At 60.2% G+C, this 12,951-nt stretch carries 10 protein-coding genes and 3 tRNA genes; all 13 read left to right on the top strand.

The window, feature by feature from the left end; genetic code table 11:
- The first annotated feature begins 157 nt into the window (after positions 1-157).
- Positions 158-1,078 (top strand): acetyl-CoA carboxylase, carboxyltransferase subunit beta, encoded by a 921-nt coding sequence (gene accD, locus AC3IUF_RS10180; protein WP_007913458.1) that lies wholly within the window; start codon positions 158-160, stop codon positions 1,076-1,078.
- A complete protein-coding gene (folC, locus tag AC3IUF_RS10185; RefSeq protein WP_489280957.1) occupies positions 1,075-2,382 on the top strand; it encodes a bifunctional tetrahydrofolate synthase/dihydrofolate synthase in 1,308 nt (435 codons plus the stop codon). Before accD ends, folC begins: the two co-directional genes overlap by 4 nt.
- Positions 2,366-3,016: an SPOR domain-containing protein gene (locus AC3IUF_RS10190; protein ID WP_007913460.1), complete on the top strand. Its 651-nt coding sequence runs from the start codon at positions 2,366-2,368 to the stop codon at positions 3,014-3,016. The genes folC and AC3IUF_RS10190 overlap by 17 nt, the downstream gene beginning before the upstream one ends.
- Positions 3,017-3,114: 98 nt before the next feature.
- Entirely contained in the window at positions 3,115-3,675 is a 561-nt protein-coding gene (locus AC3IUF_RS10195) for a CvpA family protein (RefSeq protein ID WP_007913461.1), read from the top strand.
- 41 nt (positions 3,676-3,716) lie between these two features.
- Positions 3,717-5,222 carry an amidophosphoribosyltransferase gene (gene purF / locus AC3IUF_RS10200; RefSeq protein ID WP_007913462.1) on the top strand — a complete coding sequence of 502 codons (1,506 nt, stop codon included), beginning with the start codon at positions 3,717-3,719 and terminating at the stop codon, positions 5,220-5,222.
- A gap of 73 nt (positions 5,223-5,295) precedes the next feature.
- Positions 5,296-6,507 carry an O-succinylhomoserine sulfhydrylase gene (locus AC3IUF_RS10205; protein ID WP_414894142.1) on the top strand — a complete coding sequence of 404 codons (1,212 nt, stop codon included), beginning with the start codon at positions 5,296-5,298 and terminating at the stop codon, positions 6,505-6,507.
- Entirely contained in the window at positions 6,504-7,280 is a 777-nt protein-coding gene (locus AC3IUF_RS10210; protein WP_007913464.1) for an SDR family oxidoreductase, read from the top strand. Before AC3IUF_RS10205 ends, AC3IUF_RS10210 begins: the two co-directional genes overlap by 4 nt.
- 216 nt (positions 7,281-7,496) lie before the next feature.
- Positions 7,497-7,572, top strand: a tRNA-Val gene (locus AC3IUF_RS10215).
- A gap of 56 nt (positions 7,573-7,628) precedes the next feature.
- Positions 7,629-7,705, top strand: a tRNA-Asp gene (locus AC3IUF_RS10220).
- A gap of 94 nt (positions 7,706-7,799) precedes the next feature.
- Positions 7,800-7,876: transfer RNA gene (locus tag AC3IUF_RS10225), tRNA-Asp, on the top strand.
- A gap of 473 nt (positions 7,877-8,349) precedes the next feature.
- Positions 8,350-11,181: a xanthine dehydrogenase family protein molybdopterin-binding subunit gene (locus AC3IUF_RS10230; protein ID WP_489280958.1), complete on the top strand. Its 2,832-nt coding sequence runs from the start codon at positions 8,350-8,352 to the stop codon at positions 11,179-11,181.
- Positions 11,174-11,713, top strand: coding sequence for a (2Fe-2S)-binding protein (locus AC3IUF_RS10235; protein ID WP_463542675.1), 540 nt, complete (start codon positions 11,174-11,176; stop codon positions 11,711-11,713). Before AC3IUF_RS10230 ends, AC3IUF_RS10235 begins: the two co-directional genes overlap by 8 nt.
- 2 nt (positions 11,714-11,715) lie before the next feature.
- Positions 11,716-12,951, top strand: a complete 1,236-nt coding sequence (locus AC3IUF_RS10240) for a c-type cytochrome (protein ID WP_489280959.1) — start codon at positions 11,716-11,718, stop codon at positions 12,949-12,951.

Genomic DNA, 12,951 nt, shown 5'->3' on the forward strand with positions numbered 1-12,951 from the left:
GCAGGCGCGGCTGAGGGTTTCTGGATCGCACGCAGGTCATGTTTCGCGCTGATCGTGGCAGTCCGGCAACCATCGCCACACACATGAATTTAGCTGAAGGGCATACGCGGGGCTGCGAACCAGAGCGTTCGGGCCGCCGGTACTGGAGAAAGAAAGCATGAGCAACTGGTTAGTAGACAAACTGATCCCTTCGATCATGCGTTCCGAGGTCAAGAAGAGCTCGGTCCCTGAAGGTCTGTGGCACAAATGCCCGTCTTGCGAGGCGGTGTTGTATCGTCCAGAGCTGGAAAAGACCCTGGACGTTTGCCCTAAATGCAACCACCACATGCGCATCGGCGCACGTGCGCGCATCGACATTTTCCTCGATGCTGAAGGTCGCAACGAACTGGGCGCCGATCTGGAGCCGGTTGACCGTCTGAAATTCCGTGACGGCAAGAAGTACAAGGATCGCCTGACCGCTGCCCAAAAGCAGACTGGCGAAAAAGACGCGCTGATCTCCGTCAGCGGTACCTTGCTGGGCATGCCAGTGGTGGTTTCGGCCTTTGAATTCGCCTTTATGGGCGGTTCCATGGGTGCCATCGTCGGTGAGCGCTTCGTGCGCGCCGCCAACTACGCGCTGGAAAATCGCTGCCCGATGATCTGCTTCGCCGCCTCCGGTGGTGCGCGCATGCAGGAAGCGCTGATCTCGCTGATGCAGATGGCCAAGACTTCGGCTGTGCTGGCGCGTCTGCGTGAAGAAGGCATTCCATTCATCTCCGTACTGACCGACCCGGTCTACGGTGGTGTTTCGGCGAGTCTGGCGATGCTTGGCGACGTGATCGTCGGTGAGCCGAAAGCCCTGATCGGCTTCGCCGGTCCGCGCGTTATCGAACAAACCGTGCGTGAAAAACTGCCGGAAGGCTTCCAGCGCAGCGAATTCCTGCTGGAGCACGGTGCGATCGACATGATTATCCACCGTCAGGAACTGCGCCCGCGCCTGGGTAACCTGCTGGCACAGATGACTGGCAAGCCGACGCCGAAATTCGTCGCCGCGCCAATCGAGCCAATCGTGGTTCCTCCGGTACCTGCTGGCCTATGACCGAGCGCACCCTTGGCGAATGGCTCGCCTACCTTGAGCAGTTGCATCCGTCGGCCATCGACATGGGTCTGGAGCGTTCGCAACAGGTAGCGTCCCGCATGGGGCTGGGCCAGCCGGCGCCTCGGGTGATCACGGTCACTGGCACCAACGGCAAGGGTTCGACCTGCGCTTTCGTGGCTTCATTGCTGCGGGCGCAGGGCCTGAGCGTTGGTGTCTACAATTCCCCGCACCTGCTGCGTTATAACGAGCGGGTGCAGATCAATGGCGTCGAAGCTACTGACGCGCAGCTGTGTGAAGCCTTCGCGGCGGTCGAGGCCGGGCGCGGCGATACTTCGCTGACTTACTTCGAAATGGGCACCCTCGCGGCGTTCTGGCTGTTTCAACAGGCCAGGCTTGATGCGGTGGTGCTGGAAGTCGGTCTGGGCGGGCGTCTGGATACGGTCAATGTGGTCGACGCCGATATCGCGCTGGTCACCAGCATTGGCGTCGATCATGCCGACTATCTGGGCGACACCCGCGAGTCCGTGGCTTTCGAGAAGGCCGGAATTTTCCGTCAGGGCAAACCTGCCTTGTGCGGCGATCTGAATCCTCCGCAACCATTGCTGGACAAGGCGCGTGAACTGGCCTGTCCGTTTTTCCTGCGTGGGCGTGACTTCGACCTCGGTATTACTGATCAGCACTGGCAATGGCGCGGCACCGATGCGCAGGGGCAAGTGGTTGAACTGCGTGACTTGCCGCTGCTTGATCTGCCGATGGAAAACGCCGCACTGGCGTTGCAGGCGTATCTGCTGCTCGGTTTGCCGTGGGATTCGCAACAGATTGTGGCGGCATTGCAGGCGACGCGCGTGGTCGGTCGACTGGATCGTCGCTCGTTCGAGTGGAACGGCAAGCGTCTGAATCTGTTGCTGGATGTTGGGCACAATCCGCATGCGGCCGAGTATCTGGCCCGCCGGCTGGCCTCGCGACCACCGGTCGGCAAGCGCCTGGCGGTGTTTGGTCTGCTGGCGGACAAGGATCTGGATGGTGTTGTCGGCGAGTTGAATGCTAGTGTCGAGCATTGGGCGGTAGCGCCGCTGGATTCACCGCGCGCTCGGCCGGTGAGTGAGTTGCATGCGGCCCTGCAGAACCTTGGCGCGTCCGTCACGTCTTATGACAGTGTCGCCGCCGCGCTGGAAGGGCAGTGCGCGGTAGCCACCAGCGACGACGAGATTCTGTTGTTCGGATCATTTTATTGTGTCGCCGAGGCCCTTGAATGGTTAGCCCGGCGCTCCACGGAGGAAGCGGCAAATGGCTTTGCTGGATAAAGCGTACAAGCAGCGCATGGTTGGCGCTTTGGTGCTGGTTGCGCTGGCGGTGATCTTCCTGCCGATGCTGTTTTCCCGCCAGGACGAGCAGCGTCAGGTAACCGTTGAGGCGCCGGCAGCTCCGCAAGCGCCGGCCATGCCGCAAGTGCAAATGGAAACGGTGGCCGTGCCTGAGCCGCAAGCCTTGCCGCAGGAGCCAGTGCCAACGGATGAAGAAGTCGCCGAAGACACAGCGCCTGCTGCGCCCGTCGCACCGGCGCCAACAGCGCCTATCATGATCACCAAGCCTGTTGCGCCGCCCGCGGTGGCCAAGCCGATTCCGGCACCTGCTCAGCCGATCACTGCATCCTCGAGCAAGCCGGACACCACGCAAAGCCGCGTCGATGCCAACGGCCTGTCGGTGAGCTGGTCGGTGCAACTGGCCAGTCTGTCGAGCCGCGCCAGCGCCGAAAGCCTGCAGAAAACCCTGCGCAGTCAGGGCTATAACGCCTACATCCGCTCGGCCGATGGCAAGAATCGGGTGTTTGTCGGCCCGCTGATCGAGCGTGCCGAGGCTGATCGTCTGCGTGATCTGTTGGGTCGTCAGCAGAACCTCAAGGGTTTTGTTGTACGCTTCCAGCCTGAGCGCGGTTGAAAACTATCACCTCGATTGAAATGCACTGACAATCGCAGCTTACCGAGAGGCATGCGCTCTGCTAAAATGCGCCGCCTTATCCGTCTGTAGGCTGCACTGTGCCATTTACCTGGGTTGACTGGGCGATCGTTGCAATCATCGCCATCTCCGCTTTGATCAGTTTGAGCCGCGGCTTCGTCAAGGAAGCATTATCGCTGGTGACCTGGATCATCGCAGGAGTCGTCGCCTGGATGTTCGGTGGCTCATTGTCCGAGTACCTCGCCGGATACATCGAAACCCCATCGGCTCGCGTGATCGCGGGCTGTGCCATCATGTTTGTCGCCACACTGATCGTGGGCGCAATGATCAATTATCTTATCGGCGAGTTGGTACGCGTCACCGGGTTGTCCGGGACCGATCGATTCCTCGGCATGGCCTTCGGCGCAGCGCGTGGCGTGTTGCTGGTGGTCGTGGCGGTCGGGCTGTTGAGCCTGGGGCCGGTACAGCAGGACGGGTGGTGGAAAGAATCACAGCTCGTACCAAAATTTCTATTGGTCGCTGATTGGTCCAAAAACCTGATTCTCGGGTGGAGCAGTCAGTGGCTTGCCAGCGGAATCAGCGTACCCGCTGATATTCCGTTCAAGGAGCAACTCTTGCCGTCGGCGAAAACGCCTCAGTGAGTGTTGTTCAGTTCAGATCCATTAAGTAGGGGTTGCGTCGCATGTGTGGCATCGTCGGTATCGTCGGTAAGTCGAACGTCAATCAGGCGCTGTATGACGCGCTAACCGTGCTCCAGCACCGCGGCCAGGACGCTGCCGGTATCGTGACCAGCCATGATGGCCGGTTGTTCCTGCGCAAGGACAATGGCTTGGTGCGTGACGTGTTTCAACAGCGTCACATGCAGCGTCTGGTCGGCCACATGGGCATCGGTCACGTCCGTTACCCGACCGCGGGCAGCTCGACTTCGGCCGAAGCCCAACCGTTTTACGTCAACTCGCCTTACGGCATCACCCTGGCGCACAACGGTAACCTGACCAACGTTGAACAGTTGGCCAAAGAGATCTACGAATCCGACCTGCGTCACGTCAACACCAGTTCCGACTCGGAAGTGCTGCTCAACGTGTTCGCCCATGAGCTGGCCCAGCGCGGCAAGCTGCAACCGACCGAAGAAGACGTGTTTGCCGCCGTGACCGACGTGCACAACCGTTGCGTCGGCGGTTATGCGGTAGTGGCCATGGTGACCGGTTACGGCATCGTCGGTTTCCGCGACCCGCACGGCATCCGTCCGATAGTGTTCGGCCAACGTCACACCGACGAAGGCGTCGAGTACATGATCGCCTCGGAAAGCGTTTCGCTGGACGTGCTTGGTTTTACCCTGATTCGCGACCTGGCGCCGGGCGAAGCGGTCTACATCACTGAAGACGGCAAGCTGCACACCCGTCAGTGCGCGACCAACCCGTCCCTGACTCCGTGCATTTTCGAACACGTCTACCTGGCGCGTCCGGATTCGATCATCGACGGCGTTTCGGTCTACAAGGCCCGTCTGCGCATGGGTGAGAAGCTCGCTGAGAAGATTCTGCGCGAGCGTCCAGAGCACGACATTGACGTGGTTATCCCTATTCCGGACACCAGCCGTACCGCGGCACTGGAACTGGCCAACCACCTGGGCGTGAAATTCCGCGAAGGTTTCGTCAAGAACCGTTACATCGGCCGTACCTTCATCATGCCGGGCCAGGCTGCGCGCAAGAAGTCGGTACGCCAGAAGCTCAACGCCATTGAGCTGGAGTTCCGCGGCAAAAACGTGATGCTGGTCGACGACTCGATCGTGCGCGGCACCACTTGCAAGCAGATCATCCAGATGGCCCGCGAAGCCGGCGCGAAAAACGTCTACTTCTGCTCGGCGGCTCCAGCGGTTCGCTTCCCGAACGTCTACGGCATCGACATGCCGAGCGCGCACGAACTGATCGCGCACAATCGCTCGACTCAGGACGTGGCGGATCTGATCGGTGCTGACTGGCTGATCTATCAGGACCTGCCTGACTTGATCGAAGCGGTCGGTGGCGGCAAGATCAAGATCGAGAACTTCGATTGCGCAGTGTTCGACGGCAAGTACGTTACCGGCGACGTCGACGAGGCGTACCTGAACAAGATCGAACAGGCGCGTAACGACTCCTCGAAGATCAAGACCCAGGCGGTCAGTGCGATCATCGATCTGTACAACAACTGAGTTTCTACCGGCCCTGAGGGGCCGGTTTTGTATCTGACTTTCAATTTTCGCGAACAGGGCAAGGAGTGACAGCATGAGTCAGGAATGGGATGCCGGTCGGCTGGACAGCGATCTCGAAGGCGTAGCGTTCGATACCCTGGCCGTACGTGCCGGTCAGCACCGTACGCCGGAAGGCGAGCACGGTGATCCGATGTTCTTCACCTCCAGCTACGTGTTCCGCACCGCCGCCGATGCGGCCGCAAGGTTTGCCGGCGAAGTGCCGGGTAACGTTTACTCGCGTTACACCAACCCTACCGTGCGTGCGTTCGAAGAGCGCATTGCTGCGCTGGAAGGCGCCGAGCAAGCCGTTGCGACCGCCACCGGCATGGCCGCCATCATGGCGGTGGTGATGAGCTTGTGCAGCGCCGGCGATCACGTGCTGGTTTCGCGCAGTGTGTTCGGTTCGACCATTAGTCTGTTCGAGAAGTACTTCAAGCGTTTCGGCGTTGAAGTCGATTACGTACCGTTGGCCGATCTGTCGGCCTGGGATGCGGCGATCAAGTCGAACACCAAACTGCTCTTCGTCGAATCACCATCCAATCCTTTGGCGGAACTGGTCGATATCACCGCACTGGCTGAAATCGCTCACGCCAAAAGCGCGATGCTGGTGGTCGACAACTGCTTCTGCACGCCCGCTTTGCAGCAGCCGCTGAAAATGGGGGCTGACATCGTTGTGCACTCGGCAACCAAGTTCATCGACGGCCAGGGCCGTTGCATGGGCGGCGTGGTTGCCGGTCGCAGCGAGCAGATGAAAGAAGTCGTCGGCTTCCTGCGCACTGCCGGGCCGACCTTGAGCCCGTTCAACGCATGGATCTTCCTCAAAGGTCTGGAAACCCTGAACCTGCGGATGAAGGCGCACTGTGCCAATGCCCAGGAGCTGGCCGAATGGCTGGAGCAGCAGGACGGCATCGAGAAGGTCCATTACGCCGGTCTCAAGAGTCATCCGCAGCACGAGTTGGCCCGGCGTCAGCAGAAGGGCTTCGGTGCGGTGGTGAGTTTTGAGGTCAAGGGCGGCAAAGAGGGCGCGTGGCGCTTTATCGATGCAACCCGCTTGATTTCGATCACGGCCAACCTCGGTGACAGCAAAACCACCATCACGCACCCGAGCACCACGTCTCACGGCCGCCTGGCGCCGCAGGAGCGTGAAGCTGCGGGCATTCGTGACAGCCTGATTCGCATCGCGGTCGGTCTGGAAGACGTAGTCGACCTGCAAGCCGACCTGGCGCGCGGTCTGGCGGCGTTGTGATCGAGTTGTCCACTCCGTCAGCGGGTACCCATGGCCGCGTTGCGCTGGTCACGGGGGCCGCGCGTGGCATTGGTCTGGGGATTGCGGCGTGGTTGATCAGCGAAGGCTGGCAAGTGGTGCTGACGGATCTGGATCGTGCGCGCGGTTCGAAAGTGGCGAAGGTGCTGGGCGAAAATGCCTGGTTCATCGCGATGGACGTTGCTGATGAGGCTCAGGTTGCGCTGGGTGTCGCTGAGGTGTTGGGACAGTTTGGTCGCCTCGATGCACTGGTGTGCAATGCGGCGGTCGCTGACCCGCACAACATCACGCTCGAAAGTCTCGACCTGGCTTACTGGAACCGCGTGCTGGCGGTAAACCTCAGCGGGCCGATGTTGCTGGCCAAGCACTGTGCGCCGTATCTGCGTGCGCACAACGGTTCGATCGTCAATCTGGCCTCTACTCGTGCGCGGCAGTCGGAAGCGGACTCCGAGGCGTATGCGGCGAGCAAGGGCGGTTTGTTGGCGCTGACGCATGCGCTGGCAATCAGTCTGGGGCCGGAGATTCGCGTCAACGCCGTCAGTCCGGGCTGGATCGATGCGCGTGATCCTTCTGCACGTCGAGCGGAGCCTTTGGCGGATGCTGATCATGCTCAGCATCCGGCGGGCAGGGTAGGGACGGTCGAGGACGTGGCGGCCATGGTCGCCTGGTTGCTGTCGAGGAATGCTGGTTTTGTCACCGGGCAGGAGTTCGTCGTCGATGGCGGCATGACGAAAAAGATGATCTACAGCGAGTAGATCGCCTTTTTCTCTGAATTTGCGTTGAATCAACTGACGCCTTCGCGAGCAGGCTCGCTCCCGCATTCGGAATGCAGACCCCCTGTGGGAGCGGGTTCGCTCGCGAAAGCGGTTTTGCAGGATGGAAACAATTTCGTCTTTTTCAGAAAAACTTCAATCCTGCTATTGACTTAGGTCTGCTACCTGCGTAAATTTCGCGGCCTCGGAGATGCAAACGGGTGATTAGCTCAGCTGGGAGAGCGTCTGCCTTACAAGCAGAATGTCGGCGGTTCGATCCCGTCATCACCCACCACTCCCCGAGAAACTTGCGTAAGCAAGAACGTAGGCTGAAAGTGCCTGCACCGACGCGCAGCGGTAGTTCAGTCGGTTAGAATACCGGCCTGTCACGCCGGGGGTCGCGGGTTCGAGTCCCGTCCGCTGCGCCATATTTTACGAGTCAGGCATTGTCTGGTTCGCGATTGCAAGGCACCGAAGCCTGCAGTCAAAACGAGTTACTTGAGCGCAAGCTCAAAGCGATACGCAGCGGTAGTTCAGTCGGTTAGAATACCGGCCTGTCACGCCGGGGGTCGCGGGTTCGAGTCCCGTCCGCTGCGCCATATCTGCTTCAAGGACCACTGAACGCCTTGAAGCACCGAAAGCAACCTTTGGTTGATTCGGAATCGATAGCAAAGACCCTGGTCGAAAGACCGGGGTTTTTTGTGTCTGAAATTTGCCTTCCGCTCCCATCACGCAACCCGGCTCCCTGTAGGAGCTGCGGCACGCTGCGATCTTTTGATCTTGATGGTAAAAAACAGGATCAAAAGATCGCAGCCTCGTTTCACTCGACAGCTCCTGCAAGGGATGCCTGTAAACATCCTGCGGTGCCACGTCGCATTGATTTTTTGATTCTTTAGTCAAATTTTCGTAACTGGTTGTTTGCTGCGAGCGCAGAAACCTTTAAAGTTAACCTTTCGGTCAGCTTTGCACTGTCAACACGCCCTTTGTTTCGCCAGAAAGGGCTTCTGCAAGACTCGAGATTCCCCAGTAGATAACCAGAAGGGCGGACACATAACCGCCCAGAGGATGATCCATGTCCAACCGTGAAATATCCCGGCGCTCGTTCCTCCAGGGCGGGCTGGTGGCGGGTGTGAGCGTCACGCTCACGCCGCTCAGCAGTCAGGCGCTGGCTGCCTTGATGGAAAACAGCGTCACCGTGCCGTCCGAGAAATGGCTCGGCAACAATGGCAAGGCGCGTCAGCGTAACGACGCACTGTCCAAAGTCTGCGGCAGCAAAGTCTTTGCCCGCGACATCCGCTCCAAGGACATGCCGGGCTGGCCCGAGCAGCAAGGCCACGCCATGCTGCTGAAAACCATCAAGGCTGACCGCATCTACGCCGGTTACGACCTGTCGTGGCTCGGCGCCGATTTGCAGCCTGATCGCATCGTCACCGCCGCGGATCTGGACAAGGACGGCATCGTCTTCCCGGAAGAGCACGCCCCGGATCCACTGCTGCCGGAAGGCAAGGTGCCGATGTTCATCGGTCATCCTGTGGCGATCCTGATCTGGAACGACTTCGAGCGTTTCCGTCAGGCCAAGAACAAACTCAAATTCAATGACAAAGCGATTCGTTACGGTGCAAAAGTGCCGTTCTACGAAGGCGATCCGTATGGCAGCTTCCGCTACGTACGTGTGGGCGGCGCGACCTCGGCAGACGAAGACGAATTCGCCAGCCTCAAGGACTCGATCCTGTTCCCGATGCTGAAAAACCGTCGTCCGGTATGGAATTCCCAGCCGAACCTGCACGGCAACCTGACCGAGCGTGGCCTGTTTTACGCCGACCGCATGAAGCAAGAGATCGATACGCCGCCGGACAACTGGCTGGTGTTCGACGAGCGCTACAAAACCCCGTCGATCGAACCGGCCGCCATGGAGCCGGACAACGGCAACGGCTGGTACGATCCGAAAACCAAGACTCTGCACTTCGTGGTAGCCACCCAGTGCCCACTGGAAGCTGCGACCGAGACCGCGAAAATGATCGCGCCGTCGCGTTTCGGCCTCGATAACCTGAACATGCACCCGGGTTACACCGTCGGTTACGGTTCCAAAGACCACAACATCTTCGTCTACTACGCAGCCCTTGCTGCGCTGTACGGCGCCGGTGTGCCGGTGCGTCTGGCCAACGATCGCTACGAGCAATTCCAGAGCGGTATCAAGCGTCACCCGTTCGACATCCGCTACCAATTGGCCGTGGACAAGAACGACTACAGCTTCAAGATTTTCCGCGCCGAAATGAGCGTCGACGGTGGTGGCCGGATCAACTACAGCCCATCGGTAGCCGCAGTTGGCGCCACGGCGGCGCAGTCGATCTACTACATGCCGCAGAACGACCTGCAAGTTACTGCCTACCACTCGCGTGGTGTTGAGGCCGGTTCGATGCGTGGTTACGGCACCCTGCAAAGCATGGCGGCGACCGAGATGATGGTCGACGAAATCGCCAACCGCCTCGGTGTCGATGCCATCGACTTGCGTCGCAAGAATGCTCTGCGTTCCGGTATGAAAAACACCCAGGGCGCGATCCCGGCCGGTGCCTTGCGTCTGCACGAAATCCTCGACAAGGCCTCGGTGCACGAAGTCTGGAAAAACCGCGACGCGATCAAGAAACAGCGCGAAGCCGCAGACCCGGATAACTGGTACGGCGTCGGTTTCGCCATCTGCCAGAAGGACTTCGGCACCGGTTCGGAAGCGCCGATGGCCAGCATCGAATTCACTGCTGACGGTCGCATCACCCTGCGCCATATCGGCATTGAAATCGGTACCGGCATGTCCACCTCGCAAGCCTTGGTCGTAGCTGATTTCCTTGGCAGCCCGGCGCACGAAGTAAAGACTGGCGAAACCGAATGGAAGGAAATGCAGCTAATCACCAGCGGCAACCCTTACATCATGAGCCAGGCCGAACAGGACAATCTGCTGCGCAACCCGCGTTGGGTCGGCAAATTGGCTTCGGCCTCGTCGGCGACCAACTCGGCGTACTACTTCAGTCACGCCACCCGTGAAGCGGCGCGAGTGCTGTTCAACAATGGTTTGTGGCCGGCGGCCATGGAAATCTGGCGTCAGGGTCCTTACGGCGGTCAAGCCAACCCTTACGTTGTGCGTCGCGAAGATGCGCATTGGGTCGACGGCAAACTCACGGCTAACGGCATGCAGCCGCTGAGCTTCGAAGAGCTGGCCAAGCGCGCTCACGAGCGTGGTCTGGTGACTGGCGCCACCGTTCACGCGTTCAACCGCTGGAGCTGGGCCGAGGCCGAATACAGCATCGACGGCGTGCGCGAGCGTCTGCCGCTCGATGGTCTCGCCGTGAAATACGGTGACGGCGCGCCGAAAGCGAAGAAAGCGTTGATGGCCACGTCTGGTTTCCACCTGCTGGATCGCCAGAACATCAATTACCCGGTTGTGCAGTTGAACAACGCTGCCGTGACTTATTACAGCCCGGTCGCCACGCTGGTCGAACTGAAGGTCAACAAGGGCTCGCTGGATGTAGAGGTGCTCAACCACCATTCGTGGGTCGAGTGCGGTCGTGTGCTGGTCGAAGAACTGGTCAAGGGCCAGCTCGAAGGCGGTATCGCCATGGGCATCGGTCACGCGTTGATGGAGGAGATGCCGCTGTACGAAGGTGGGCCGGGGGAGGGTGACTGGAACTTCAACCGTTACCGTCTGCCGATGGCGCGCCACGTTGCGGTGTGGAAACAGACCTCGGAGATTCTGCCGCCGCTGTCGCCAAGCGACCCGTCCAAAGGTATCGCCGAAGTGGTGATGATCCCGATTGTCGGTGCCATCGGTAACGCCGTGGCGCACGCCATCGGTAAACGTGTTCGCGATCTGCCCATCACTGCTACGCGCATCAAGGAGGCCCTCAATGGCTAACCGTCCGCTTCAACTGACCCTCAATGGTCAATCCGTCGGCCCGGTGGACATCCCTGATGACCTGCCGATGATCGACTACCTGCACGAATACAAAAACCTCACCGGCTCGCGTCTGGGCTGCGGCCAGGGCATCTGCCACGCTTGCGTGGTGATCGTCGACAACCCGGACGGCACCAGCGAAGAAGTGCGCACCTGCATCACCGGCGCGCATTACTTCGAAGGCAAGACAGTCCGCACCATCGAATCCCACGCCAAGCGTGACGAATCGGGCCAGGTCACTGAACTGAACCCGATCCAGCAGCGCTTCGTCGACGAGTTCGCCTTCCAGTGCAGCTACTGCGCACCGGGCTTCGTCAACGCCGCGACCGTGCTGGTCGAAAAGCTGCAGCGCCAGCCGACCGTGCAAAGCAAGCTCGAACAAGTCATCGAGGACAGCCTCGGCCATCACGTCTGCCGTTGCACCGGGTACGTGCGTTATTACAACGCCACCCGCAACGTGCTGACCGATCTCGGCCTGGTCAAGGAGGGTTAAGCATGAAGCTCTTTCTGACCCGCCTGACCCTGGCGGTCGGCCTCGCTGCGCCAGTGTTGTTTGCCCACGCCGATGATCAGGTCAAGCGCGGCGAGTATCTTGCCCGCGCGGCCGACTGCATGGCCTGCCACACGGCAGCGGGCGGCGCACCGTTTGCCGGTGGTCTGCCGATCGTTTCACCGTTCGGCACGATCTACGGCACCAACATCACACCGAGCAAAGAGCACGGCATCGGTCTGTACAACGATGACGAGTTCTTTGCTGCGCTGACTGAAGGCAAGCGTCGTGACGGCGCCAACCTCTATCCGGCGATGCCGTACACCTCGTATCACCTGATGCCGCGTGAAGATTCGGACGCGATCCATGCGTACCTGAAAACCATCGAGCCGATCGAGCGCGCAGCACCGGTCACCAGCCTGAGCTTTCCGTTCAACGTGCGTCCGGGCCTGATCGGCTGGAACATGATGTACGGCAAAGCGCTGAAGCTGGAGTCGGCCGAAGGCAAAAGTGAAGCCTGGAAGCGCGGCCAGTACATGGTCGAAGTGCTCGGTCACTGCGGCGAATGCCACACGCCACGTGGCCTGCCGGGCGCGATGCAGTTGGATAAGCGCCTGACCGGCGGCATCCTCAATGGCTACCTGGCGCCGAGCCTGCTGGCCACTGATCTGGCCGCGCGCGGCTGGAACGAGCAGGACCTGAGTACGTTCCTCAAGCACGGCATGAGTGCGCAGGGGACGATGTTCAATGAGATGTTCCCGGTGTTCCACAACAGCACGCAGGGCCTGAACGATACCGATCTGGCGGCGATGGCGACGTTCCTGCTCGGCGACAAACCGCCGGCAGCCAAAGCGCTGGTTGAAGTGCCGGTAGAGAAACTCAGCGCCAGCGCTCAGCGCGGCCAGCAGGAATACCTGAATGTCTGCGCCGGTTGTCATGCGGTCGGTGGCGAAGGTAAGCCGCACATCGCGGTGGCCATGCGCGGCAACACCACGCTGCGCCTGGAAGACCCACGCAACCTGTTGCGGGTGATCGAGGATGGGATCGGCGAGCAGAAGTTCTCCGGCTTCGAGCACATGCAGCCGATGCCGGGTTTCGCCGACAAGCTAAAGCCTGAACAGCTGACCGACCTGCTCAACTACTTGCGTCAAGGTTGGGGCGGTCAGTCGGCTGAACTGGCGGTGAGCGATGTGCAGAAACTGCAGGCCGACGCACCGTCCATCGAGCACAAGGCGCACTGA

The organism is Pseudomonas sp. KH_040 (assembly GCF_057839305.1).